This window comes from Sporosarcina sp. 6E9, from assembly GCF_017921835.1.
Classification (GTDB): Bacteria; Bacillota; Bacilli; order Bacillales_A; family Planococcaceae; genus Sporosarcina.
In genome coordinates this window covers 83,792-108,427 of the sequence record NZ_JAGEMN010000005.1, presented here as the reverse complement: position 1 = coordinate 108,427, position 24,636 = coordinate 83,792, and the positions used below count along the sequence as shown (strand labels likewise).

22 protein-coding genes, 1 riboswitch and 1 other annotated feature are annotated in these 24,636 nt (G+C 42.9%); of the genes, 16 read left to right on the top strand and 6 right to left on the bottom strand.

The annotated features are described in order from the left end of the window. The first annotated feature begins 129 nt into the window (after positions 1–129). The 5 genes from J4G36_RS16050 (at position 130) to J4G36_RS16030 (ending at position 6,553) form a co-directional block, all read left to right on the top strand. Positions 130–1,365 carry a DUF5068 domain-containing protein gene (locus J4G36_RS16050; protein WP_210471408.1) on the top strand — a complete coding sequence of 412 codons (1,236 nt, stop codon included), beginning with the start codon at positions 130–132 and terminating at the stop codon, positions 1,363–1,365. Positions 1,366–1,462: 97 nt separating this feature from the next. Continuing rightward, the gene (locus J4G36_RS16045; protein ID WP_210471407.1) at positions 1,463–2,773 is read left to right on the top strand and encodes an alkaline phosphatase family protein; all 1,311 of its coding nucleotides are present in this window, start codon (positions 1,463–1,465) and stop codon (positions 2,771–2,773) included. 116 nt (positions 2,774–2,889) lie between these two features. Next, complete coding sequence (locus tag J4G36_RS16040; protein ID WP_246880680.1) at positions 2,890–4,122, top strand: MFS transporter; 1,233 nt, start codon at positions 2,890–2,892, stop codon at positions 4,120–4,122. Between the two features lie 145 nt (positions 4,123–4,267). Further along, entirely contained in the window at positions 4,268–4,912 is a 645-nt protein-coding gene (locus J4G36_RS16035) for a LytTR family DNA-binding domain-containing protein (RefSeq protein ID WP_210471405.1), read from the top strand. A 126-nt stretch (positions 4,913–5,038) separates the two neighbouring features. After that, positions 5,039–6,553, top strand: a complete 1,515-nt coding sequence (locus tag J4G36_RS16030) for a succinyl-CoA:acetate CoA-transferase ScpC (RefSeq protein ID WP_210471404.1) — start codon at positions 5,039–5,041, stop codon at positions 6,551–6,553. Positions 6,554–6,695: 142 nt separating this feature from the next. On the opposite strand, the gene J4G36_RS16025 is transcribed toward J4G36_RS16030, so the two are convergent. From J4G36_RS16025 to J4G36_RS16010, 4 genes are all read right to left on the bottom strand, one after another. Beyond that, positions 6,696–7,898, bottom strand: coding sequence for a M20 family metallopeptidase (locus J4G36_RS16025; RefSeq protein ID WP_210471403.1), 1,203 nt, complete (start codon positions 7,896–7,898; stop codon positions 6,696–6,698). A gap of 18 nt (positions 7,899–7,916) precedes the next feature. Beyond that, positions 7,917–8,777: a MetQ/NlpA family ABC transporter substrate-binding protein gene (locus J4G36_RS16020; protein WP_210471402.1), complete on the bottom strand. Its 861-nt coding sequence runs from the start codon at positions 8,775–8,777 to the stop codon at positions 7,917–7,919. Positions 8,778–9,000: 223 nt separating this feature from the next. Continuing rightward, positions 9,001–9,663 carry a methionine ABC transporter permease gene (locus tag J4G36_RS16015; RefSeq protein ID WP_210471401.1) on the bottom strand — a complete coding sequence of 221 codons (663 nt, stop codon included), beginning with the start codon at positions 9,661–9,663 and terminating at the stop codon, positions 9,001–9,003. Further along, the gene (locus J4G36_RS16010) at positions 9,653–10,678 is read right to left on the bottom strand and encodes a methionine ABC transporter ATP-binding protein (protein ID WP_210471400.1); all 1,026 of its coding nucleotides are present in this window, start codon (positions 10,676–10,678) and stop codon (positions 9,653–9,655) included. The genes J4G36_RS16015 and J4G36_RS16010 overlap by 11 nt, the downstream gene beginning before the upstream one ends. A 139-nt stretch (positions 10,679–10,817) precedes the next feature. Beyond that, a riboswitch (SAM riboswitch) is annotated at positions 10,818–10,929 on the bottom strand. A gap of 190 nt (positions 10,930–11,119) precedes the next feature. Between J4G36_RS16010 and J4G36_RS16005 the strand changes: the two genes are divergently transcribed. Then, positions 11,120–11,827, top strand: coding sequence for a sulfite exporter TauE/SafE family protein (locus tag J4G36_RS16005; protein ID WP_210471399.1), 708 nt, complete (start codon positions 11,120–11,122; stop codon positions 11,825–11,827). A 1-nt stretch (position 11,828) separates the two neighbouring features. Here J4G36_RS16005 and mgtE read toward each other — a convergent pair whose 3' ends face one another. Then, positions 11,829–13,193 carry a magnesium transporter gene (gene mgtE / locus J4G36_RS16000; RefSeq protein ID WP_210471398.1) on the bottom strand — a complete coding sequence of 455 codons (1,365 nt, stop codon included), beginning with the start codon at positions 13,191–13,193 and terminating at the stop codon, positions 11,829–11,831. Between the two features lie 107 nt (positions 13,194–13,300). Here mgtE and dacB point away from each other — a divergent pair, with 107 nt between their 5' ends. The 4 genes from dacB (at position 13,301) to J4G36_RS15980 (ending at position 17,310) form a co-directional block, all read left to right on the top strand. After that, positions 13,301–14,866 carry a D-alanyl-D-alanine carboxypeptidase/D-alanyl-D-alanine endopeptidase gene (gene dacB, locus J4G36_RS15995; RefSeq protein WP_210471397.1) on the top strand — a complete coding sequence of 522 codons (1,566 nt, stop codon included), beginning with the start codon at positions 13,301–13,303 and terminating at the stop codon, positions 14,864–14,866. Positions 14,867–15,030: 164 nt separating this feature from the next. After that, complete coding sequence (locus tag J4G36_RS15990) at positions 15,031–15,864, top strand: transporter substrate-binding domain-containing protein (RefSeq protein ID WP_210471396.1); 834 nt, start codon at positions 15,031–15,033, stop codon at positions 15,862–15,864. A 39-nt stretch (positions 15,865–15,903) separates the two neighbouring features. Further along, on the top strand, positions 15,904–16,572 hold the full coding sequence (locus J4G36_RS15985) for an amino acid ABC transporter permease (RefSeq protein WP_368668799.1): 669 nt from the start codon (positions 15,904–15,906) through the stop codon (positions 16,570–16,572). Between the two features lie 12 nt (positions 16,573–16,584). Then, positions 16,585–17,310: an amino acid ABC transporter ATP-binding protein gene (locus tag J4G36_RS15980; protein WP_210471395.1), complete on the top strand. Its 726-nt coding sequence runs from the start codon at positions 16,585–16,587 to the stop codon at positions 17,308–17,310. Between the two features lie 226 nt (positions 17,311–17,536). On the opposite strand, the gene rluF is transcribed toward J4G36_RS15980, so the two are convergent. Continuing rightward, entirely contained in the window at positions 17,537–18,241 is a 705-nt protein-coding gene (gene rluF / locus J4G36_RS15975) for a 23S rRNA pseudouridine(2604) synthase RluF (RefSeq protein WP_210471394.1), read from the bottom strand. Positions 18,242–18,488: 247 nt separating this feature from the next. Continuing rightward, positions 18,489–18,719: a binding site (T-box leader), on the top strand. Positions 18,720–18,785: 66 nt separating this feature from the next. On the opposite strand from rluF, the gene J4G36_RS15970 reads away from it, so the two are divergent. The 6 genes from J4G36_RS15970 to trpA are packed head-to-tail and all read left to right on the top strand — an operon-like array spanning position 18,786 to position 24,601. Further along, positions 18,786–20,162, top strand: coding sequence for a chorismate-binding protein (locus tag J4G36_RS15970; protein WP_210471393.1), 1,377 nt, complete (start codon positions 18,786–18,788; stop codon positions 20,160–20,162). Positions 20,163–20,177: 15 nt separating this feature from the next. Then, positions 20,178–21,218 carry an anthranilate phosphoribosyltransferase gene (gene trpD, locus J4G36_RS15965; protein WP_483315907.1) on the top strand — a complete coding sequence of 347 codons (1,041 nt, stop codon included), beginning with the start codon at positions 20,178–20,180 and terminating at the stop codon, positions 21,216–21,218. Further along, complete coding sequence (gene trpC / locus J4G36_RS15960; protein ID WP_210471391.1) at positions 21,215–22,003, top strand: indole-3-glycerol phosphate synthase TrpC; 789 nt, start codon at positions 21,215–21,217, stop codon at positions 22,001–22,003. Before trpD ends, trpC begins: the two co-directional genes overlap by 4 nt. Then, positions 22,000–22,617: a phosphoribosylanthranilate isomerase gene (locus J4G36_RS15955; RefSeq protein WP_210471390.1), complete on the top strand. Its 618-nt coding sequence runs from the start codon at positions 22,000–22,002 to the stop codon at positions 22,615–22,617. The genes trpC and J4G36_RS15955 overlap by 4 nt, the downstream gene beginning before the upstream one ends. After that, complete coding sequence (trpB, locus tag J4G36_RS15950; RefSeq protein WP_210471389.1) at positions 22,617–23,813, top strand: tryptophan synthase subunit beta; 1,197 nt, start codon at positions 22,617–22,619, stop codon at positions 23,811–23,813. Before J4G36_RS15955 ends, trpB begins: the two co-directional genes overlap by 1 nt. Further along, positions 23,810–24,601, top strand: a complete 792-nt coding sequence (gene trpA / locus J4G36_RS15945; protein WP_210471388.1) for a tryptophan synthase subunit alpha — start codon at positions 23,810–23,812, stop codon at positions 24,599–24,601. Before trpB ends, trpA begins: the two co-directional genes overlap by 4 nt. Positions 24,602–24,636 lie beyond the last annotated feature (35 nt).

Below are 24,636 nucleotides of genomic sequence, written 5' to 3'. Positions count from 1 at the left end.
AGATGGGTGTTTCCTCCTGGAATGTATTTATTACCTAGGTTCAAAGTGTTGAATGGATAATATATACATTTTAGGGTATTGAATAGTGGTAGGATGAATATTTAATACACAAAAGGGGAGAAATTGTCTATGAAATGGAAGAATTGGTTCATTGTTGGCCTGCTGTCATTGATATTACTAGTAGGGGCTTGTAGCAATCCGAAGAAAGAAGATGCGGTGGAGGCGGAAGAAAAACCCGAAGACATCGAAGAAACTGAAACTGAGGTAGAAGAAGAGGAAGAAGTTGAAAATGAAGAAGTCGCGGCTAGTTCAGATGGTGAGATGTTAAATACCTATCTTGAAGAAGAAACTGGCGGTGATATTGAAATTATTATGACAAACACAAACCCAGGTTTAACGCATGCTTATAGCGACGATGTCACCATTACAATCGACGAATATCAAGTCGTGCATGTGACGAATATGAACGAATCTGCGAAAGCTAGTTTCGCTGAAGAAGATGAAGGTTATGTTTTAACATATAAACTGACACTCGAGAATAAAAGCGATAAAGATATATCGTTCAATCAAGGGGTATTATTTTATTCGGATGATGCAACGGAACATCTGCCAGGTAGAAGTCATTTTGTGTCACGGGATGAATGGATGAATGATGATTCAAATGATACAGTCAGTCTTTATTCAAAAGGTTCCTTTACTGGACTGTCCGCGCATATGATTACGAAGGCACAATTTGAAAAGTTGGAATCTCCAAGAATGACGATTTCTACACCGTACTTGGAAGAAGATACAAGTAAACCATTCGGAGAAGAAGCAGTTTTTTTCTTTCCAATTACTGAAGAAGGCACAAAAAAAGCTGAAGCGACTTCCAAATTGTATGCAGACAAGATGGTCACGGAGAGCATTGCAGACAAAGAATTGTTCTTTTCTGAAGAAGATATTAGCAAAGAACAATCGATTGATGACGTGAAGGTTACGCTGGAAGGTGTTCAATATGCTAATATAACACCGACAACCGCGCATGCAGACCGATTCAGTAATTTCGGGGAAGGACCACTTGTCGCATTAACGATTAAGCTTTCTGTAGAAAATGGAAGTGATGCGTTAGTTTCCAAGTCGATAAAAACGAATCTTCATTTAGATCAAAACCGTGGTACGATGCTTTCAAATGGTATGCTCGAGCCAACTGTACGTGGAGAGATTGCACCCGGCGAGGCGCATGAGGCGCTATTTGTTTACCTGTTTAGAGAAGATGAATTTAATTTACTGAAAGAGTTGGAATTCCAAGTAGGGCCATTAGTAGATGAAAACGTAAAGACTTTATTTAAAGAAAAGTCTGTTCTTTTCGATTTGCCAATGAAATAATGGGGAAAACTGGTCACCGAGGAGACATAATCCTTTGGTGACCAGTTTTTTTGTCTGGTAGAATGAAAAGACTATATTGGGACGGGTGTGAGTTTGTTTGCAACGATTAACGGATCATTTAATTGTCATTTCTTTCGATTGTTTATCTGCACAGGACATTCGAAAGTTGAAGGCGTTACCAAACTTCAAAGCGCTTTTAAGGTCTGCCTCGATTTGCGAAAATGTCGAAACGATTTATCCTTCTGTCACGTATCCTTGTCATGCTAGTATCGTGACTGGAAATTACCCCAATCAACATGGGGTTCCAACAAATACGCTGCTTCAGCCGGGAAGGGAATCGCCTGATTGGTATTGGGGGCGGCGTTATATTCAAGGCACGACATTATATGATGAAGCGAAAAGAGCGGGTATGTCTACAGCGGCATTGTTGTGGCCTGTAACAGCAAAAGCAAAAATCGATTATCATATGCCGGAAATTTTTGCGAATCGACCATGGCATCATCAAATTGTAACTTCTTTGTGGAATGGCAGCAAAAGGTATCAATTTGACATGAATAAACGATTTGGCCATCTTCGTAAAGGGACTGAACAACCGGAACTTGATGATTTCGTGACCGCATCGGCTGTTCATACGATTAAAACGAAAAAACCGAATCTCATGCTGATTCATTTGGTGGATTTGGATTCACAACGTCATCGTCATGGCTTTTCATCTGCGGAAGCGGATGCGGCTATTCTTCGTCATGATGCACGTCTCGGTCAGATTTTAACGGCTTTGAAGGACAGCGGTCTGTATGAAAAATCCACAATTGTGGCGTTAGGCGATCATAGTTCGCTGGATCATTCTAAGGCCGTGAAATTGAATGTTTTATTGATAGAAAGTGGTTTGATAGAAGTGACGAAACGAGGAAAAGTGAAGCGTTGGAAAGCGTACTGTAAAAGTAATGATGGTTCGGCTTATATTTATTTGAAAGATAAAAGCGATACCGGGACGAAAGAGCGCGTGCGAGCCTTATTGAACTCATTGGTGATGAATGAAGAAAATGGCGTTGAGTTTGTGATCGACGGTGAGGAAGCGGGTCGACGCGGCGCTGATGAAAATGCAACCTTTATGGTCGAGGCACGTCGGGGATATTATTTTACAGAGCATTTGGATGGGGATTCAATTGATGTGATTACAGAGGACGATGTGGCTAGCGGGAAGTATACGTTTGCCTCACATGGGTATTCGCCGACAAAGGGCAACTATGAAACGATTTTCATAGCGACTGGTAAAGGCATCAAGCCGAATGTTGAAATTCCTGTTATGAGATTGATCGATGAAGGGCCGACTTTTGCGCGTCTTCTCGGTCTTGATTTGGGAAAGACGGATGGGAAAGTGATTGAACAAGTTTTGGAAATAGAATAGTTAGTAAAAGTTAGAATACTATATATATTCTCATCTCTATTGTTGTACACTAGATAGTAGAAGTGTGGGAGGGGGGAATTGAAGTGAAGAAGTTTAATAAGACAGAGACTGGTTGGATGATGTACGACTGGGGAAATTCAGCGTACTCGATCATAATTACGACGGCGGTTTTTCCTTTATTTTATAAATCTGTTGCTTCGAATGCTGGGATCTCAAACGCGGATTCAACGGCCTATTTAGGCTATGCGGTCGCTTTCGCAACGTTTATTATCGCGATGATTGGACCTGTTTTAGGGGCGCTTGCGGATTATCAAGGAATGAAAAAGAAGTTTTTCTTTACTTTCTTTGCAATCGGTTCTTTATCGACGGCAGCATTGGCTTTCGTTCCAGAAGGAAATGGCACGTTATTATTAGTTTTTTATGCGATAACAGCGGTTGGGTTTCACGGGGCAAATATATTTTACGATGCATTTTTAGTCGATGTGACACCGGAGAAAAGGATGGACCAAGTGTCGGCTCGCGGTTTTGGATTGGGGTACATCGGGAGTACGATTCCGTTCATTATCAGTATCGCGTTAATAATGTTGGCTGATAAAGGGGTTATTCCGCTTGCGACAGGATTTGCGATGAAGCTTGCGTTTGTTATTACGGCGATTTGGTGGATTGTTTTCACGGTGCCGATGCTTAAATATGTAGTTCAGATTCATTCAATCCCACGAGAACCTAATGTTAGCCTTATTAAAGGAAGTTTTATAAGGTTGGGACGTACGTTTAAAGACATTCGAAAATATCGTCATGTGTTTTTATTTTTAGTTGCTTATTTCTTTTATATTGACGGGGTCGGAACGATTATTTCGATGTCGACAGCGTATGGAACTGACTTGGGCATTAGTGCGACGTCGCTCCTTATCATTTTGTTTGTTACGCAAGTCGTCGCTGCGCCGTTTGCGATTATTTACGGTCGTTTATCGCAAAAGTTCACGGGGAAAAAGATGTTGTATGTTGGGATTTTCGTATATATTATTGTCTGTATTTATGCGTTTTTCATGAAAACAGAGACGGATTTTTGGATTCTTGCTATGTTGGTTGCAACTTCGCAAGGTGGGATTCAAGCACTCAGTCGTTCCTATTTCGCTAAACTAGTTCCGAAAGAAAAAGCGAACGAGTTCTTCGGCTTTTATAATATTTTCGGGAAGTTTGCGTCAGTTATGGGTCCGTTGCTTGTTGGTGTGACGTCACAATTGACGGGTCATTCATCATACGGGGTATTCAGTTTGGTAATTCTGTTCATTATCGGGATTGTCGTTCTGCGCTTTGTGCCTGAGCCAGATGCAGTGCGTATGTCATGATAGAATGCGGGACTCATAATTTACCGAGCGTCTGAACGATTCATTGTTCATGGCCTCGGTTTTTTGTTTTTTACTCGTGGTGAACCGATAGATTGGTTGTAGTATAATGAGTAGACATGACGGAGTTATTTAAAGGAGCTCAGAAATGAAAAGTTTTACAATCGATTCACTTTTAGATGTGATGGGTGAATTATTTTCAGATGAAATATCAATCGCCATTTCAGATACGAAAAAATATATTTATTATCGTCCGAGTAAACGAATTGACTTGAAAATTAGTGCGGGGGATCCAGTGAAAGCGGGAACGATTGCTTATAAAGCGCTTGCTCAGAAACAAAAAGTGTCTGAGTTTATTGACCGGGATGTTTTTGGGGTGCCTTATCACGGCATGGCGGTTCCTTTTCATCATGATGGTGAATTGCAAGGGTGCGTGATGGCGATTTACCCTGCTTATACGGATGGGAAGTCGGTTGTGACGGTAAAAACACCTGATGGTTGGAATCCGGTTTCATTTACAGATGTAAAATATGTTGAAGTGAAGGATCGTAAAACCATTGTCGTGGCGGATGGTTTTTCAGGAACACATAAGAATACTTTGCAGGAGTTTGAGTATTTATTGCCCAGAGATTCCTTTGTCCGATGCCATCGTTCGTTTATCGTAAATGTCCATCACATAAAAGAAATCTTCCCAGATACGCACTCGACTTTTGTTTTAGCGATGGATGACGAAACGAAAATACCGGTCAGTCAATCGTATGCCAGTTATTTTCGAAAGCTATTAGGGTTTTGATTTATACTGTTTCAGACGTGATTTTAAGTACTTTAGGCAGTAATTCTTTATTCAAAACCGAAACCGCCCATCGACTATTTCCATCCTGTAGAATTAACTAAAAGTTATGAAAAGGGGTATAAATCGATGGGTAAACCTATGAATCGTATTAAACATCATCAATTGAAAGAGGCTGTTGTGACGCCAGAAGAGGCGGCATCTTGGATTGAAGACGGTATGACATTGGGGTTAAGTGGATTTACCCGGGCTGGTGACGCGAAAGCTGTTCCATTGGCATTGGTGAAACGTGCAGAACAGGAAAAGTTTAAAGTGAATGTGTTTACTGGGGCATCTTTGGGATCGGATATTGACCGGTTATTTGCAGAAGCAGGCATTGTGAACAAACGACTGCCATTTCAAGCCGAACCAACGATGAGAAAGAAAATTAATGACGGTGAACATCTCTTTGTCGATCACCATTTATCGCATACTGCGGAACTGATTCGAGCAGAAGTCATCGAACCAATTGATTTCGCAATTTTGGAAGCGGTTTCAATAACAGAAGACGGTATGATCATTCCGACAACATCTGTTGGAAACTCATTAACATTCGCAGCGCATGCAAAGTCGATTATTATTGAAATCAATATGGCGCAGCCAACTGAGCTTGAAGGATTACATGATTTGTATGATCCAGGAAAACAAGGCGAGCGTCAGCCGATTCAGTTAACAAACGCCGATGACCGTATCGGCACAATCGGGATTCCGATTGACGTGGAAAAGGTGAAAGGCATTGTTTTCACCAATCAACTAGACTCTCCGTCAACGATTGTGGCACCAGACCAAGAAACAGAAATCATGGCGGAACATCTATTGACTTTTTTACGTTCGGAAGTACAAGCAGGTAGGTTAACAAATAAGTTAGCGCCGTTGCAGTCGGGAATCGGGTCGGTTGCCAATGCGGTGTTGCACGGCATGATTAACGCTGAATTTGAGGACTTGGAAGTGTATTCGGAAGTACTGCAAGATGCAGTGTTTGATTTGATTGATGCGGGGAAGGTGCGTTTCGCGTCTTGTGCGTCGATTACATTGTCTGAAGACAAGATGGCGCAAGTATTTGGTGAGTTTGATAAGTACCGCGACAAGCTCATTATGCGCCCGCAAGAAATTTCGAATCACCCGGAAATCATTCGCCGTCTCGGTTTAATATCGATTAATACGGCGCTGGAGCTGGATATTTACGGCAATGTCAATTCGACGCATGTTTCTGGAACGAAGATGATGAACGGGATTGGCGGTTCCGGTGACTTTGCACGGAATGCGCGCCTTGCGATTTTTGTGACCAAGTCGGTTGCAAAGGGTGGCGATATTTCAAGCATCGTTCCTTTCGTTTCGCATGTTGATCATACAGAACATGATGTTGATGTGATTGTAACGGAACAGGGCTATGCAGATCTCCGCGGACTCGCGCCGAGAGAACGTGTAGGATTGATCATCGAGAATTGCGTACATCCAATGTATCGCGACCAACTACGCGCGTATTACAGCGAAGCGCTTGAAAGAGGCGGGCAGACTCCGCATGTTTTGGAAAAAGCACTTTCCTGGCACACGAATTTGGCGAAGCACGGGACAATGCGTGAACTGGTGGAAGAGTTTGCATAATTACTAACATAAAAAAGGTTGCCATGTGATGTGGCAACCTTTTTCTATGTGGAAATAGTAATAATTTGGGTAAACGACTAATACCCATCTTTAACCGACTAAAGCCGCTGATTTGCAAACGTCGTACTTTCATCCCTTAAAATCACTCCGCCTTCGCAGCCAATCCCCTTTCAAATTCCTGCTTCACACGATGAAGCAATTCAAAATCCGTCAATAAACGATACCCTGTTGACGCTAAAGCTTTTGCTCCTGTAATCAAAGCTTCATCTCCGATTTCCGACTTCGAGGCCTCTCTAAACTCGTCTGTATGCGCAACGAGATTATCTGGCCCGATCTTGATATACGGATGTGCAGTTGGCACTTCGTAACTAATATTCCCAGCGTCCGTGGAACCTTTGCCTTCTCTCTTTTCGGTATGGACCACTTCGCCGAGTGCAGAAAGTTCTTCAACCAAGACCTGATCAAGAACTGCGTTTAGGACAAGATCTTTTACTTCATTTTGGAAGCGTTCGATTTTGACGGTTGCCCCTGTCGCAAGCGCAGCTCCTTCAGCGATATTTCGTACTTTATCCGAAACTTCCACTGTTTTTTTCCACGATGCGGCGCGAATATAGAAACGTGCCGATGCATATTCCGGAATGATATTCGGTGCATCCCCGCCGTGTGTAATAATTCCGTGAATCCGGACGTCAGACGGCAACTGTTGGCGAAGTGCATTAATGCCATTGAATAATTGAATAACAGCATCTAACGCGTTAATGCCATGATGCGGTGAACCAGATGCATGCGCTGGTTTTCCGAAAAAGTGGAAGTCAAGTGGATCTACAGCGAGCGATTCTCCGGTAGTTGCAGTCTTACCAGATGGGTGAATCATCAGTGCCACATCCACATCTTTTAAGTAGCCATGTTTAACGAAACTACCTTTCGCACTCCCATTCGGGCCGCCTTCTTCAGCAGGGGTCCCGAGAACGACGACGCGTCCTCCGGTTTCAGGAAGTGCTTCAGCGAGTGCAATACCCGCAGCGACACTTGTTGTACCGATAATATTATGTCCGCATGCATGCCCCAATCCTGGAAGTGCATCATATTCAGCAAGATAGGCGACTGTCGGGCCTTCTTTTCCACTGTCTTTCACGGCATAAAAGGATGTTTCATGACCAGCAACCGCTGTTGTTACTTTAAAACCCGCATTTTCCAGTATGGCAACGTGTTTAGCACTGGCAAACACTTCTTTATTTCCGATTTCGGGATTCGCATGGATATCCTGACTCGTTTGAATATATAACCCGCGGTTATTTTCAATTGATTGGAATAATGTGTTCGTCTCTTCTTTTACAATGCTCATTATAAATACCCCCCAGTATTATTTTATAAGTCCTTCAAACACTTTATCAATCTCATCCTGCGTTAAATTAATCAGATAAGATCCACCTTTTGTATCTTCTTCTACAGCTTGTGCAATATCTTCTTCTTGATATAATTCAACGATTCGTTTGAATGTTTTATTGTCTTTTTCCTTCGCGCTTGCCGCAATAATATTCACATACGGGTGAATACTTTCATCGTCGCCAGTTTCTCTAAAGATTGGATCTTCGCCTGGTGAAAAACCTGCTTGTCCTGCAATTCCGTTGTTAATAATCGCTGCGGTTACATCCGGCAATACACGTGGTGTTTGTTGAGCGACCATCGGAATAATGTCTAATTTCAAAGGGTTTTCAACAACTTTACTCGGATCTCCAAACAATCCAAAGTCATCCGAAAGTGTAATAAGTTCAGCACTTTCAAGTAAGCGTAGCGCACGTGCTTGGTTAGAAGGGTCATCTGGAATTGCGATTTTATCTCCTTCTTTTATTTCCGCGATATCTTTAATCTTTTCAGAATAAACGCCGAGTGGTGCAAACATCGTCGAACCAATTGGAACAAGTTCATTTCCGCTTTCTTTTACGTATTGGGATAAGAAAGAAAAGTGTTGGAATGCATTTAGATCCACATCGCCTTGCGCAAGTGCATTATTCGGCAAAGTGTAATCTGCGAACTCGATAAGTTCAATTTCGATGCCTTCTTTCGCCGCCTTTTCTTTCAAAATCGGCCATTGAACACCATCAGAACCATTGACCCCAATTTTCACCTTAACTGTCTCACTATCCGCGTTTCCTTTACCGCCACAAGCTGTTAATAAAGCCGCTGTTACAATCGCTAAACATAAAATCATTAATCTTCTCATTTTATCTTCTCCTTTTAGGTAAAGTTCTTTTTGACATAAAACTAAGTTATTGAAAGGTTATAGAGAAGTCTTATATAAGACTACTTCCTGATTTAGTGCGCAGTCGTGAGACTCCCGCGGAATCAGCGAGACAGCCGAGACCCTGGACTGAGTGTAGCAAGGGAAGCGGCTCGGCGCTCGCCCGCAGGAAAGCGAATGACGGAGCACTAAATCAATTTTAATGTTAACGACGCATAATCTTTCTAGATAGCGTATTGCCGATCCACTGCGCGAGTTGCACCATCAAAATTAAGATAACAACCGTAACAATCATGACACTCGCATCGAACCGTTGATAACCATAAGTCATGGCGATATGTCCAAGACCTCCGCCGCCCACTGTTCCAGCAACCGCAGAAAAGTCGATTAGACTGACCGAAACGAAAGTTAATCCTAAAATCAAAGGCCCAAGCGCTTCTGGAATTAATACAGTAAAGATAATCCGAAGTGGGCTTGCCCCCATTGCTTGCGCAGCTTCTATAACGCCCGGGTCGATACTAACTAAGTTATTTTCAACAACTCGAGCAACAACAAAACTCGCCACAATCGTCATCGGGAAAATCGCTGCGGTCGTTCCAATGGTTGTCCCGACAACCAATCTCGTTAGTTGTGAAATGGCAACTAAGAAGATGATAAACGGAATCGGCCGTATGATATTGATAAGAATATTTAAGACGCGTGAAACTGCTTTGTTTTCCAAGATATTATTTTCTCTTGTCACAAATAATAGAAGCCCCAGTGAAATTCCGATAATCGAACCGAAAATAAGTGTGGCAAGCACCATGATGAGCGTTTCGCCCGTCGCTTCTATAATTCGTGGCCAAAACGTGGACCAATCAACTCTCATCTTTAATGACCTCCTTGATATCTACAATCGCTTCAAGTGTCTGCAATACTTTTTGGATCTTTGCCGGTTCACCTTCAAAGGAAATCAGAAGATTACCGAAAAACCTTTCTTGAACTTCTCGAACTGAACCATAGACGATGTTGAAATCGATGCCGTGTTTTCGAGTGATTTGCGATAGAACAGGGTCGCTTGCAATTTCGCCTTTAAAAATGACGCGATATAACTGGGTACCGCCCTTGGAACGCCATTCGTCTAAAAGCTTCTCAGAAGGCAAGTCTTGTTGAATGGATTGGATAAAGCGTTGCGTCGTTGAGTGTTGCGGATTCGTAAAGGTTTCGAAAACCGCACCAGACTCAATTACTTCGCCTTCCTCCATGACCGCCACTTTGTCACAAATGGATTGGATAACATGCATTTCATGTGTGATAAGAAGAATGGTGATTCCCAACTCCTTATTTACCTTTTTGAGTAACCGTAAAATATCAGCGGTGGTATCAGGATCCAAAGCGGATGTCGCTTCATCACAGATGAGAACTTCCGGAGAACTGGCAAGCGCCCGAGCAATCCCGACACGTTGTTTTTGTCCGCCTGATAGTTGATCTGGATAATCTTTCGCCTTATCGGATAGACCGACAAAAGCTAATAGTTCTTTCACACGCTCCTGGACTTCTTGTTTGGTAGCGCCGGCCAACTTTAAAGGATAAGCAACGTTTCCAGCAACAGTTCTTGAATTAAATAAGTTAAAGTTTTGGAAAATCATCCCGATGTTGCGGCGTTGCGTGCGTAATTCCTTCGCGGATAATGAACTGACATCAACATTCTGGATGAACACAGAGCCAGAAGTTGGACGTTCCAACATATTCACTAAACGTAGCAACGTACTCTTTCCGGCACCACTAAATCCGATAATACCGTATATTTCTCCTTTTTTAACCGATAGCGAAACATCTTTAACCGCATGCACTTCTCGTTTTCCAAGACTAAACGTCTTCGAGACATTTTTAAATTCAATCATGTCAAAACCTCCTGATAAAAAACACTCATTCCGCGTTCACAACTTCTCAGCCATCTAAGAAAAACGAAAAAGCCCCGATTCACTTATCAATAGAATGATAAGAAAAAAGAGGGCTTCTACTATGTAAGAAACCATCTCGTTCTCATCTTCCAAATGCCGAAGCACTTGCAGGAATTAGCACAGTATTCATTCGTCATGAATCTGTTGCCGAGATGTCATAGGGCCTGTCCCTCGATCTCTCTTGATAAGAAAGTGATGTTTTGCTATTCGATTGTCGCAAGAATTAATCCTTACTTTAGATTGAAAAGAATGATAAGTCAACGAAATGATTGAAGTAAAACTATTCCGATTAATTGACTCAGGATTGACAGCGCTTACAAAGGAAGGGTAATTCATCTATCAAAATGGTATGATAAGAAACAATTACGAGGTGGAATTAATATGACTATTATATTATTTATCGTCATCATATTATTTGCGTCAATTTTACAAACAAGCACGGGATTCGGCTTTTCTATCATGGCAACGCCGTTCTTATTGTTGATTTTCGAACCTAAAGAAGCCATTCAAATCAATTTCGTATTATCATTAGTCATTTCCGCAGCGCTTATTAGAAAAATCCGCGCAGATGTTGATATGGGTATTTTAAAACGATTTATGATTGGAAGTTTACCAGGATTACCAATTGGGATTCTGATTTTTTTATTTGCGGAAACGAGAAATTTGAAAGTTGGTATTGGCGTAGTCATTTTAGCCTTAACATTTTTGCTTATGTTGAATTTTCACTTGAAGACGACCAAGCGCCGCGATTTTTTTGTCGGTGGCTTATCTGGTTTACTGACAACCGGTATCGGCATGCCCGGACCGCCATTACTGCTTTACTTTTCTGGAACAGGCACACCGAAAGCACAATTGCGTGCGACGACATTAGCCTTTTATCTTTTCATTTATTCAATTAGCCTAGTCGTTCAAGTTTTATTTGCCGGGTCCAATAAAACCGTTTGGATATCGAGTGGAATGGGGTTGCCCCTAGTCGTTTTAGGACTATACTTTGGACAACGCCTATTCCACCGTATCAATCAGAAGTACTTTCGGATTTTCACTTATTTGATTTTGTTATTTACGGGTGTCTACTTATTCACGCAATGACTTACATCAGTTTTGATATAAACATTGTCGCAATGCCAAAGTAAATTAGAAGCGATAATATATCATTAATTGTTGTGATTAGCGGCCCGGATGCAACTGCTGGATCCACTTTGAACTTGTGTAAAATTAGTGGGATAATCGTGCCGGAGAGTGTCCCGATAATGAGTGTAACGAGTAAGGAAGCCCCGACAACTAATCCAAGAACGATACTGCCTTGCCAAATGTAAGCGATGATTGAAATAAGGATTGCGCAAGTTACGCCAATAATAATACCGACAAATAGCTCTCTGAAAATCAGTTTCATCGTTTTCTTTGGACTCAAATCCTCAGTAACAAACCCACGTACAACAATCGCGAGAGACTGAGTACCTGTATTTCCTGTCATACCCGCAATCATCGGCATGAAAAAGGCCAGTGCGACAACTGCTTCAAGTGTTGCTTCAAATCTTGCAATAATACTTCCGGAAACAAGACCGATAAATAATAATAAAACAAGCCATGGAAGGCGTCTATAGGCTGCAATGAATGGTGGCGTATTGAAGTCAATATCTTTACCGGAAGCCATGAGCATTCCGATATCGTCATCTGCTTCCCGCATAATAATGTCAATAACATCATCAACTGTTATGATGCCCGCTAACGTATTATCCTCCACCACAACCGGAATGGAGACGAAGTCATGTCTGGCGATCAGTTTCGCCACTTCTTCTTGTTTCGTTAAGACGTCTACTTTCACAACATTCTTGACCATAATATCTTCAATGACCACATCAAAATCCGCGAGCAATAAATCACGGTAAGAAACGACGCCGACGAGTTTTCGTTCATGATCAATGACGTATAGGTAGTTTAAGTACTCCGCCAAATCGGAGAAGTGTTTCAGCTTTTGGGTGGCTTTTTCAACCGTGTACGACTTGTCAATCCAAACAAAGCGGTCAGACATCGAGCGCCCAGCAGACTTTTCAGGATAAGAAAGAATTTTTCGGATTACGGCAGATTCTTCGTGTTTCATCTTCTTAATAAGTTTATCAATGACGCTACTTGATAATCCTGTCAACATGACTGCGAGCTCGTCATTTTTCATAAGGTCTAATAGTTCTGCTGAACGATCAGGCTTCAGAATTTCAATGACATGAAGCTGTTCATCTCGAGTTAAGTAACGCAAAAGGTTCGCTAACTCTTTCAACTCCAAATACTCAAGAAACAGGGGTTGGCGCTTAACTGGTAATTCCTTATACAGATGCGCGACGTCATAAGGCATAAGTTCTTTGATGACATCTTGAAACGCTTCTTTCTTGCCTTCTTTTAGCAGTTGTATTAAACCGATTGCAATTTCATCTTTTTCCACATTGTTAATCAATGACATCACCTCTTTCCTGAAAATAAACGGTTCTCTTTTTTAATTTGCCCTGAAAGTGCACTTTAAAAACCTGCATGATAATTCTTAAAAAATGAAAGCTGAGGTGCGGTCAGTTGAATAAACGACGGATAGTAAAAACAATTGTTTTTTTCGTGCTTATACTGCTAGTGGTAATTGTCCCAGTGCTCCTGAATCCATCAGACAAATCAGAAGTTGTCTCGCCTTCTTCTAAAGAATACGTTTTTAAAGAAATTCAGCCAAATGAAGAAATGAAAGCACCAATACCTACCCATGCTAACTTGGAAGATCAACTTAACAAAGTCTTAAAAGATGCCAGACTACAAGGAGCAACAACTTCTATCAGCATCCGGAACGCTGTGGATGGGAAAGTACTTTACTCGAACTTAGGCGATACAAGAGTTCATCCAGCCTCCGTCATGAAACTTTTTACCGGCGTGGCCGCACTTGAAACGCTTGGACCCCAGCACACATTTAAAACAGAACTGTACACCGACGGGAAAATTAAAGACGGAAAGCTTCAAGGGAATCTTTATATAAAAGGGCTAGGCGACCCGACACTAACAACCGGCGATTTATTCACATTTGTAACGGAATTAAAGGAAAAAGGCATTCATACCGTTGCCGGAAATCTATTCGGAGATGATACTTGGTACGACGATGAACGCCTCTCTCAAGATTTAAACTGGTCAGATGAGCCGTATTATTCTGGCGCGCAAGTATCCGCGTTGACGCTATCTCCGAACGACGACTTTGACGCTGGAACGGTTATTGTCGATGTGTATCCCGCAACCAAATCAGGTGAACCCGGTACAATTCGAATGGTACCGGAAAACAGTTATTTAAAAATCGTCAACAAAACAAAAACCGTTGCGAAGAACGGAACTTCTTATATTAAAGCGGAGCGCATGCATGGCTCCAATACAATCATCGTCACCGGAACAATTCCGCTCGGCTTAAAACAAAACCGTTCCTGGGCATCTGTATGGGAACCAACGAATTACACGATGAATGTATTCAAACACGTATTAGACGAACAAGGCATCAAATTCACCAACGTGACTCAAGTCGGAACAGGCTCAGTTCCCAGCGGCGCAACTCTTCTAGCCACTAAACAGTCCATGCCCTTGAAAGAACTACTCACGCCATTTATGAAGTTAAGCAATAACGGACATGGTGAAGTTCTCGTTAAAGAAATGGGACGAGTAATCGGCGGCACAGGCAGTTGGAACAAAGGACTTGGGATGATGAATCATACACTCGCTGACATAGGCATAAATATGAACACGATGTTGCTGCGCGACGGTTCGGGAATGTCTCATAAAACCCTCGTCACCGCCAATGAAGTCACTAACCTCCTATATCTAGCGCAAGAAAAACCCTGGTACGAAGAATTCATGAATTCATTGCCCGTAGCGGGTATTGAAGAAAGATTTGTCGGCGGAACATTGCGGTATCGGATGAACGGCACAGCCGCAGAAAATAAAGTCAAAGCGAAAACAGGAACATTAAACGGTGTTTCGTCTTTGGCGGGGTATGCGGAAACAAAAGATGGAGAAGTGTTAATCTTTTCTGCCATTATCAATAATCACTTAGATGATACCGCGTATGGATTGTTAGATGAAATTGCGGTGATCATTGCGAGCTATAAGCGGGATTAGTGAAGGCTGTGCATACATCTAAATCCATAGATGAATAAGTGACTTTTTTCCTATCGATGAAAACATTCTTTTGAACCAATCTTCTAATAATTTGTTTATCGGTAGAGATGTAGGGAAGGGAAAGTTACAGTGGTAAGTTTATAAAAAAGGGGAGATTTAAGAAGATGTCGAAATTGAAATCATTATTTCTATTACTAGTTGCTACAGTTCTACTATTATCAGCATGTGGGGAAGATAAAAAAGCTGAAGATAATGGGGCAAGTAAAGAACCTGGGGTAAACTATGAACTTGTTAAAAAAGGTAGTTTAACATTCGCGGCAAGTGGATTATATAAGCCATTTAACTTCGAAGAAGGCGGCGAACTCACTGGATTTGATATTGAAATTGGGAACGCAATCGCGGAGAAGATGGGTCTAGAACCAAATCCAGTGACGAATCCATTTGAGACAATTTTACAAGGCCTCGTGGAGGAAAAATACGATGCCATCATTGGTTCAATGGCCTACACAAAAAAACGTGCAGAACAGGCAAATTTCACTGAACCTTATTACTACTCTGGCGGCATGATATTTGTTTCAAAAGATAACACGGAGATAAAATCAGCAGATGATCTTAAAGGGAAGAAAATTGGCGTTGTTGCGCAATCGACTTACGAAGAGCCAGCCAAAACACTTTCTGACAACCTGCAGTATTACAGCAGTGACGTCGTCGCACTTAAAGACTTAACGATTAAAGGACGACTAGATGCAGTGATTACAGCGGATATCGTCGGATTTGAAGCGATTGAGAATGGATTTGAAGTCAAAGAAGTCGGAAAACCGCTTTGGGTTGAACAACCTTCCATTGCCGTGAGAAAGGACAATGACGAGTTAAGAGAAGCGATTGACGAAGCACTTCAAGAGATAATTGATGACGGAACTTATGATGAAATTTCGAAAAAGTGGTTTGACCGAAATTTACTGGACCTCGATTTAGAAGGCGTTGAATTGTTAGAGTGAACAATCCAATCTACTTAGTGAAGAAAGAGGTCATTGCCGGTGCCTGAAATATTTATTACTTTATATGAAGTATTTATGCGAACATATGAAGGTTTTCTAAAAGCAGCACTCATTACATTGCAATTAACAGCGATTGCTGTCGTGATTGGTACCGCATTTGGTATTGTCTTTGCTTTAATGAAAATATCGGGATCAAAAATACTGCAAACAATTGCGAACTTGTATATTACGTTAATTCGCGGGACGCCATTAATTGTACAAATCATGTTTCTTTATTACGGAATTACCTCGATTATCATCCTGTCGAATTTTTGGGCAGGCGCAATTGCGCTAGGTGTTCATAATGGTGCATATATTGCTGAAATTTTTAGAGGTGCCATACAGGGCGTCGACCGCGGACAACGTGAAGCGAGCCTTGCCGTGGGTATGAACCGTTCGCAAACAATGCGCCGAATCATCTTCCCGCAAGCACTACGGAGAGCGATTCCGCCATTGGGAAACCAGTTCATCATCACGCTGAAAGACTCATCGCTTGTCTATGTCATCGGTGTTTCTGAACTGTTTGGGCTTGCTAACCGGGAATCAGCTTCATCTTTCCAACCATTCGAAACGTTTCTAGTCGTTGGATTCTACTACCTAGTACTCGTGCTGATATTCTCTGGATTATTAAAATGGTACGAAAATAAATTAGATGTTGATAAAGCATAAGGAGGCGTTTCGATGCTTAAAGCGGTAAACATTCACAAGTCCTTTGGTGATTTGGAAGTATTAAAAGGAATCGACATTGATGTAAAAGCTGGAGAAGTCATTGTTCTTGTCGGCGTGAGCGGATCTGGAAAAAGCACGCTCCTTCGTTGTTTAAATTTCTTGGAGATAATCAATGAAGGTGAAATTTCAATTGATAACCGCAAAATCAATCGAAAGAAAGAAAACTTATCAAATGTACGCGCAGAAGTTGGCATGGTGTTCCAACATTTCAACCTCTTTCCCCATAAGACAGTGCTTGAAAATATAATAGAAGCACCGATTATTGTAAAAAAGATGAATAAAGAAGAGGCCAAGAAGGAGGCGTTGATGATTCTCGAAAACGTCGATTTGGCTGACAAAGCAAATGTGTACCCCAATAAATTATCCGGTGGGCAAAAACAACGTGTCGCAATTGCGAGAGCCCTTGCGATGAGACCGAAAGCTTTGTTATTCGATGAACCGACATCGGCCCTTGACCCTGAACTCGTCGGGGAAGTGCTTCAAGTGATGAAAAACTTGGCAAATGGTGGAATGACAATGGTCGTCGTTACTCATGAAATGAAGTTCGCCAAGGAAGTAGCTGACCGGATCATCATGCTAGATGAAGGACGCATCATTGAAGATGCCACGCCTGAACAATTTTTCAATCACTCAAAAAACGAACGCACACGACAATTTTTAGAAATGGTCAATGTGTAAAATAAACAGTTGCTAAACATCGAGGGTGATGTTTAGTAGCTGTTTTTATTTTATATGAAGTTCCTTCCGTGATTTCTGAAGTCCTCTGAATCGGTTGGGAATTCCGCGCAATCGGTTTGAAGTCCTCTCAATCCAGCGCGAACTCCTCCCAATTCATATCATCCGATGAATAAAAATAAGAAAAGCTATTCCATCCCGAAATTTCCCCCGGTTGGAACAGCTTTTCTTATCGTTTCGGTTCATAATTCATCATCTTAAACATTTCACGAAGTTCATCTTCGGTTAAATCGCGCCATTGTCCATTTGGTAAGTCTCCGAGATGAATGTTTAGGATGCGTGTGCGCTGTAGGCTTTTGACTGTGAAGCCGAGTGCGGAACACATACGACGAATTTGTCGATTGAGGCCTTGTGTAAGTGTGATGTTGAATTTTCGCGGTCCGAGTTGTTTCACTTTACATGGTTTTGTCGTCGTCCCAAGAATATCGACGCCGGACTCCATTTTCCTCACAAACTCTCTGGTAATCGGTTTGTCGACTGTGACGATGTATTCTTTTTCATGACCGTGTTCTTCACGAAGGATTTCGTTCACGACATCCCCATCGTTCGTCAAAAGTAAGAGGCCATCCGAGTCTTTATCGAGTCTACCGATATGAAAAATACGCAATGGATGGTTAACGAAGTCGACGACATTCCCTTCAATATGGCGTTCTGTTGTGCTCGTAATGCCGACGGGTTTATTCAGTGCAATATAGACGAGTTGTTCTTCGGTTTTCACTGGTTTTCCGTCTGCAAGGACGACGTCTCCTTCATTAACCCGGCTACCGAGTTCTGCGGGCTGCCCGTTAATCGTGATGCGCCCGTCTTCGATCCATTTATCTGCGCCGCGTCTTGAGACAATGCCAGCCGAGCTTAGGTATTTATTGATTCTCATTGAATTCATCCTGTCTGTTGGTGTGTTTTTCTCTTTATATCCAGTGTAAATGACGAATCGATGGATATCAATTAATGGGATAGCTACAGGTTTATTGTCAATTCTAATTAATTTGCATTAAGGTGGTTGACAATTCAGATTTCATGCTCTATGCTTGTAAGAACTTTTTGTTTCACAAGACGGGCAGGAGGTACTGATAGCGGTGCCGCCCACGGAACAGATGAGCTTAGATGAGAAGAGCATAGCTGAGAAATTGTTGAATAAGAGGAGTAGCACGGGTAGCGTTTGTTAGAGAATCAGTGGGTGGTGAAAACTGATACGCGGCCTTTGTGAATGGACTTATGAGAGTCCCTTTGAAGAAATAGTCAAGGGGGACGTCTAGCCCACGTTACGGGAAGTGCTTTTTTATGTAAAGCACGCCAAGAGGAAGTAGCAATACTTCAACTAGAGGTGGCAACGCGGTGAAACCGTCCTCTGCAATCGGACTAATCTGTCCTTTTGCAGGGGATTTTTTTTATTTCCATGAAAAACGAGGAGTGATGAGATGACAACGACATCAAAAAACTTACGGACGACAATTAAAAAAATAAATGGCGATTCGCTTACGCCGATTCTAATTTTCCGGCGACTGCAAGGGAAGCAGAAATTTTTACTTGAAAGTTCATCTATTCAAAAAGGTTCCGGGCGGTATTCGTTTATTGGGATGAATCCAGTGAAAGCGTACCGCGGCCAAGAAGGTCAAATTGAGGAGTTAGATTATACAAACGGACGGTCCTACACCCATGAAGGTGATTTGTACAAATTATTAAAAAGACTGATGCCGCGCATTTCGGATGATGTGAATTTTCCATTTACAGGCGGCGCGGTTGGATATGTCGGTTATGGGGCTGCTCGAAATGGCGAAAAGCGCGCGTCAGATGACTTAGAATTGCCGGATGTCTACTTCAATATTTACGATACGATCATTATCTATGATCATGAACTACATGAAGTGACGTTTCTGCATACGGAAATCAACCCCGTATACGGCGGGCCTAACTTAGAAGCGTTGGAAGAAATGATTATAAACGGCGTCACTGAAAAAGAAGCGGGGGTGAGCATGTCCGCCTATCGTTGTGGAATTTCGCAGCAACAATTCGAAGATCAAGTGCGTGAAGCAATTTCCTTTATTGATGATGGGGTCGCTGAACAAATTGTGGTTTCCCGTAGATTGGAAGCGGATATTCAAGGGGATCCCTTCGCGCTTTATCGCAAATTGCGGAAAAGCAATCCGTCTCCATATATGTATTACATGGAATTCGAAGATCATACCGTTATTGGGACGTCACCGGAAAGTCTTGTGAAGGTAACTGGAGACACGGTCATGGTTAACCCGATTGCCGGAACGCGTCGGCGCGGAAAAGACGATGCGGAAGACCGCGCATTAGAAGAAGAATTACGGAAAGATCCAAAAGAACTTGCTGAACACGATATGCTCGTGGAATTAAGCAAAAAAGAAATGAACGCAATGTGCATGCCTGAAACTGTTCGCGTTTCGAATTACAAGGAAACGGTTCGCTATGAACATGTGATGCATCTCGTTTCAGAGATTGAAGGAACATTGGCGCACGGATTGCATGCGCTTGATGCACTCAAAGCGAGTTCACCAGCCGGAACGGTGACGGGTTCTCCAAAAGCAGTGGCGATGGATATCATCGATCAATTGGAAAAGCAGCATCGCGGTATATACGGTGGCGCGATAGGTTATATCGGCTTGAATGGCAATATCGACTTTGCGTTGACGATTCGTACCATGCTCATAAAGGACGGAAAAGCGTATGTTCAAGCGGGCGCTGGTGTGGTTAGGCAATCGAATCCGACAGATGAATACTTGGAAACTGTGAATAAAGCAAAATCATTACTAGAGATTATTCAAGATTGATTGAGATGAGGAGAGATGAGCATGAAAAAGTATTTAAGAATAGTTGAGCAGCGTAAGCATTTGCCGTATGAAGAAATGAAAGTGGCGGCACAGTTATTATTTGATGAAAACACACCGAAAGAAGACATCAAGAAGTTCCTAATCGCTTTATCTGCAAAAGGAGAAACCGCTCATGAAGTGGCAGCGCTTGCGTCAGTCATGCGGTCCTTTGCGATTGATTTGAACGTAGAAAAGGGTTCTTTTATGGACAATTGCGGGACGGGTGGAGACGGCGTTAACAGTTTTAATATAAGTACGACGGCCGCTTTCGTTTTGGCGGGTGCGGGTGCATCGGTTGCAAAGCATGGAAACCGGAAAATATCGAGCGCGGCAGGCAGTCAAGACGTATTAGATGCGCTAGGCATCCATACGAATTTCAGCCCGGATGATATGGGCAGTTTGCTTCGTCAGGAAGGGATTGCCTTTCTGTTCGCGCCGAATGTACATCCGAAAATGAAGCGAATTGGAGAAGTGCGCAGTGAAATTGGAAAGGCGACGATATTCAATCTCGTTGGTCCATTAACTAACCCGCTTCAATTGAACACGCAGTTTACGGGGATCAGTCGACCGGATTTCATCATGGAATATGCTTCGGTTCTTCAAATGCTTGGACGTAAACGAGCGATTGTCGTTTCTGGCGCGGGGGGCATGGATGAAGCTTCGTTGCTGGGACAAAATGCGTTTGTACTGCTCGATCAAGGAGATTTAATTCCGTTTTCACTTACGCCGGAAGATGTCGGATTACAGTCGGCAGATTTAACGGAAATTCGGGGAGGAACTGCTGTAGAAAATGCGGGAATTACTCGCTCTATTCTAGGCGGGGAGCGCGGTCCACGTTTTGATGTCGTTGTGTTCAATGCAGGAATTGGCTTGTTTGCAAACGGGCAAGCGGGAACGATTCAAGAAGGTGTTAAATTGGCGATAGATAGTATTTTATCCGGACGCGCATTAGAGAAGTTGGAAGCCGTGGTTGCATTTAGTGAAAAGATTGGACAGAAGGAGGCGCTGAGCATATGACAATATTAGACAAAATACTACAGGAAAAACGACTTGAAGTGGAAGCATTGCTTTTGGAAGAAAAAGTCGTCGTGAACCGTAAGCGTACGCGACCTTCTTTATTTAATAGATTGTATAAAGCCGAGCAGTTGCAAGTCATTGCAGAAATGAAGCGGGCGTCACCTTCTAAAGGGTTGATCGCTGAAGGCGCGGATCCCGTAAAACAAGCAACAATCTACAGTGAAGTGGATGTCGCTTGCATTTCAGTGTTGACGGATGCGCCTTTTTTCAAAGGTTCATTCGAAGATTTGGAAGCTGTTGCGGATGCTGTTTCAACGCCGTTATTATGCAAAGACTTTATCATTCACAAAGTGCAAATCGATCGTGCCAATCGTGCGGGCGCTTCTGTTATTTTACTGATTGTTTCGGCCTTGAAGCCGAAGGAATTATGTGAACTTTATGCATATGCCACGGGTTTGGGGCTTGAAGTTCTTGTCGAAGTGCACGACATAGAAGAACTACAACAAGCGTTAAGCATCGATGCGAAATTAATAGGTGTGAATAACCGTGATCTTAAAACGTTTGAAGTGGATTTGGCGAGGACGGAAGAAGTGGCGGCGCATTTCCCTTTTGATGAAGAACGGGTATTGATCAGCGAGAGTGGCTTGGTCGGCCGTGAAGATGCGATTCGGGCTGCAGAAGCTGGTGCGAGCGGTTTACTCGTAGGTGAAACGTTGATGCGAAGCGGTTCAGTGAAAGAAGCGATTGAAGCGCTGCAAGTTCCGCTCAGGAGGGCTGTACGATGACGAAGGTGAAGATATGTGGGCTGATGGAAAGTGAACATGTGAAAGCTGCAGTAGATGCCGGTGCGGATGCGATTGGGTTTGTTTTTGCACCGAGTAGCCGGAGAGTAACCGTTGAACAGGCGCAAAAACTGGCAAGGGAAATTCCGGATAATATACTGAAAATCGGTGTATTTGTCAATGAAACACTGGGAGAGATCAAACGAATTTTCGAAGCAGTTCCGCTCGATTATGTGCAATTTCATGGGGATGAAGACGCGGGTTTTATTCGCGAAATGCAGTTGCCTTCTATCAAGGCGTTACCGGTGAAAAGTACCGATGACGTCGAGAAAGCAGCGAAATATGATGTCGATTATTATTTGTTTGATGCGCCGGGTACGGTTTATAAAGGCGGTAGCGGGATCACGTTCGATTGGGCGTTGCTGAAAGATGCTGAAATTCCTGTGGAGAAAATAATTCTTGCGGGCGGACTAAATGCCAGCAATGTAAAAGAAGCTGTCGGGCGTGTTCGTCCTTTTATGGTGGATGTTTCTAGCGGTGTCGAACTAAATAAACGAAAAGATGCAGGACTTATCCGAGAATTTATACAAGAAGTAAAAGAAGGAGAGCGATTGTAATGGTTAAAGAACAAACAAGAGCCGGACGATACGGGAAATTTGGTGGCCAATATGTGCCAGAGACATTAATGACGGCGCTGATTGAATTGGAAGAAGCGTATGACTTAGCAATCGCGGATCCGGCGTTTCTTGCCGAGGTGGACGATTATTTAAAGGATTTTGTCGGACGCGAAACACCGCTTTATTTTGCAGAAAGACTTACAAAACATGCGGGCGGCGCGAAGATATATTTGAAACGAGAAGATTTGAACCATACAGGCGCGCATAAGATCAACAACACGGTTGGTCAAGCACTGCTAGCAGTTCGAATGGGGAAAAAGAAAGTTGTCGCCGAGACAGGCGCAGGTCAGCACGGTGTTGCAACCGCGACAGTTTGCGCATTGTTCGGTCTTGAGTGCACGATTTTCATGGGGGAAGAAGATATTCGTCGACAAGAATTGAATGTTTTCCGTATGGAGTTGCTCGGTGCGACTGTCAAATCTGTTGATAAAGGCGCGGGTACGTTAAAAGATGCGGTTAATGAAGCGTTGCGCTATTGGGTGACGAATGTCGAAGATACGCATTATATTTTGGGGTCCGCATTGGGGCCGCATCCATTTCCGGAAATTGTTCGTGATTTCCAACGAGTGATTGGCGATGAAACAAAGGCGCAAATTTTGGAGAAAGAAGGCCGATTACCGGATGCAATCGTCGCTTGTGTCGGCGGAGGAAGCAACTCAATCGGTATGTTTTATCCATTTGTCGAAGATAAAAACGTGAAGTTATTCGGCGTGGAAGCGGCGGGCAGCGGAATTGAGACTGGACTTCATTCAGCAGCAGTTGCTGGTGGAAAAGAAGGTGTTTTGCACGGTGCTTATATGTATGTGTTGCAAGATGAGGATGGGTTGATACAAGAAGCGCATTCGATTTCAGCGGGCTTGGATTATCCTGCGATTGGACCGGAACATTGTCATTTGCATGATAGCGGAAGGGCAACATATACATCGATTACAGATGCAGGTGCTCTTGAAGCGCTTCAATTACTATCACAAACAGAAGGGATTATTCCGGCATTGGAAAGTTCGCATGCCGTGCAATACGCGGTGGAACTTGCGGCGAGCATGAAAAAAGAAGAAATTATTGTCGTCTGTTTATCGGGACGTGGAGATAAAGATGTAGAAACGGTGAAGGCGGCACTTGGAGGGGATCAAGCATGACGAAACAACAAATTACAGAAGCGATTCAAGCATGCAACGAACGTGGTGATAAAGCATTTGTTCCCTATATCATGGCAGGCGATGGTGGTATCGAAACATTGAAAGAAACGATTTTGTTCCTGCAAAAAGTTGGTGTCACTGCAATCGAGCTAGGCATTCCTTTTTCCGATCCAGTGGCGGACGGCGCTATTATTCAAGAAGCCGGTGAACGTGCGCTCGCGGAAGGGGTTACGCTTCGTTTAGTCGTAGAAACGGTGGCTTCGTTTAAAGATGAAGTGACGGTGCCGATTATCTTAATGACTTATTTGAACCCGATTATACAGTATGGCATTGAGGAATTTGCAGAAGACTGTCGAAACGGTGGAATTAGCGGATTGATCATCCCGGATTTGCCATACGAAGAAGTAGATTTAGTTCGAGATGCGATGACGAATGAGGATATTGCGCTTATTCCGCTAGTTTCGTTGACAAGTCCACCCGACCGGATTGAAAAAATAACAGCCGCTGGAGAAGGCTTTATTTATGCTGTAACTGTGAATGGCATTACAGGTGTCCGCGATGGTTTTGAAGGGCAACTCGAGGAACATTTGAAGAGGTTGAAAGCGGTAAGTTCAGTACCCGTTCTTGCTGGGTTTGGAATATCAACACCGGATCAAGTCGCGTTAATCGGAAGTTTTGCAGATGGCGTAATTGTAGGAAGTGCAATTGTAACTGCGCTTCACAAAGGAGACTTTAAGACAGTTGAAAAACTTGTTAACGCATCGAAAAATAAAGTTCCTTCTATATAAGGGCACTTTCCTCTGGTAAAGCATGTGAGCGAATA